At 44.7% G+C, this 1,166-nt stretch carries 1 protein-coding gene; it reads left to right on the forward strand.

Features of this window, described 5'->3' with window-relative positions; translation table 11 throughout:
• Positions 1 to 321: 321 nt before the first annotated feature.
• Positions 322 to 924 carry a DJ-1/PfpI family protein gene (locus tag J07HQW2_RS12415; protein ID WP_021055886.1) on the forward strand — a complete coding sequence of 201 codons (603 nt, stop codon included), beginning with the start codon at positions 322 to 324 and terminating at the stop codon, positions 922 to 924.
• Positions 925 to 1,166: the final 242 nt, after the last annotated feature.

Here is a 1,166-nt window from a genome sequence, read left to right on the forward strand (position 1 = left end):
ACTGAGGCAGGTTGGGACCTCATTAATCACAATATGACCTAGATCAACGCAATCGAGTGACCACAGATTACCACTTTGTGACAAATAGTGAGCGACCGTGTAACACTGCTTAATTTCTACCACTTATGATGATATAAACTACATGATTGTTTCAGACCAGCGCGATAATCGTAATCATCCTGATGTCAGCTATCAAATCCAAGCCTAGTTGAGACCATCACTAACTTCTTAATGTCAACATAGTGTCTATTATGATAATCAACACCTAGTCAGAGTGCTTCTGACCCAACTATTTTTTTTACAGCCTGTTCTGAAATGCATATGGAAATCGTAATTATTCTTTTTGACGGTGTCGACGAAATTGACGCAATCGGTCCATTCGAGGTGTTTGAAAACGCAGCAAGCGCGGGCGCTGACCTCGAGGTTACACTATGCACACTCAGTGGCAATGAACGAGTCACAGCCAGCCACGATCTTGAGATCGGGACAGCAGTTCCACTCAGTGACCGCATGCCCGATCTGGTCGTTGTTCCTGGCGGGCAGTGGAACACTCGCGGTGAGACTGGCGCTTGGACTGAGGCCAAGTGCGGCGACCTTCCTGACGCTATCGCACGGCTCCACGATGATGGCAGTGTCATTGCAGGTGTCTGTACCGGTGGAATGTTGATGCAGCGAGCCGGTGTGCTTGAGGGTCGACCTGCAGTCACACATTATGAGGCTGTCGGGGAACTCCAAGAAGCCGGTATTGAAGTAGTCGACGCCCGTATTGTTGATGACAATGACATACTCACTGCTGGCGGCATAACATCTGGGTTCGACTTGGCACTGCATATCGTCGAACGGGAGTTCGGTTCGAAGACTGCCGATATGGTAACACAACAGATGGAGTATAAACGACGCGGTTCGGTTCATCGTAGCAGTTGATTCGGTGCATGCATATGAGTCATGTTATACTCCACCGAAACTCATCAACTTTTTATTGTTCATGAATAACGAAGGATTTGGATATAATATCTCGCATTGATAAAATATTAATTGTTATTCTGGCATACCGAACAATACGAATATAGTACAAATCTATCAATCGTCTTATGTTCATAATAACTGAATGAATAACCTGATATAGCTCATAACAATAATCACCTACTAAATATTATACATAATTA

Origin of the sequence: Haloquadratum walsbyi J07HQW2 (genome assembly GCF_000415985.1) — an archaeon.
Classification (GTDB): domain Archaea; phylum Halobacteriota; class Halobacteria; order Halobacteriales; family Haloferacaceae; genus Haloquadratum; species Haloquadratum walsbyi_B.

Excerpts from the sequence above, each read along its gene's own strand:
- J07HQW2_RS12415 (WP_021055886.1), top strand. The coding sequence starts at position 322 with ATGGAAATCGTAATTATTCTTTTTGACGGTGTCGACGAAATTGACGCA.